Origin of the sequence: Chengkuizengella sp. SCS-71B, from assembly GCF_040100845.1 — a bacterium.
Lineage (GTDB): Bacteria > Bacillota > Bacilli > Paenibacillales > KCTC-33759 > Chengkuizengella.
Genome location: NZ_JAZHSH010000009.1, coordinates 1 through 249 on the forward strand (window position 1 = coordinate 1; position 249 = coordinate 249).

1 tRNA gene is annotated in these 249 nt (G+C 44.6%); it reads left to right on the forward strand.

Annotated features, from left to right (window positions below):
* The first annotated feature begins 3 nt into the window (after positions 1-3).
* Positions 4-79: transfer RNA gene (locus tag VQL36_RS21085), tRNA-Ala, on the forward strand.
* The last annotated feature ends 170 nt before the right edge of the window (positions 80-249 follow it).

Sequence of the window (249 nt, forward strand, 5' to 3'; positions counted from 1 at the left end):
TATGGGGCCATAGCTCAGCTGGGAGAGCGCCTGCTTTGCACGCAGGAGGTCAGCGGTTCGATCCCGCTTGGCTCCACCATAGAGGCAAAAACTTCAAGAAATGGTTTGAAAAAACGGTTGACTGAAGAAAAGCAGATGTGGTAAGATATTTTTTGTCGCAAAAAACACCACAAAGGTGGATCAAGCGACTGATGTTCCTTGAAAACTAGATAGCGAAAGCAAAGAAGCATTAATTAGCAAATGGAATTC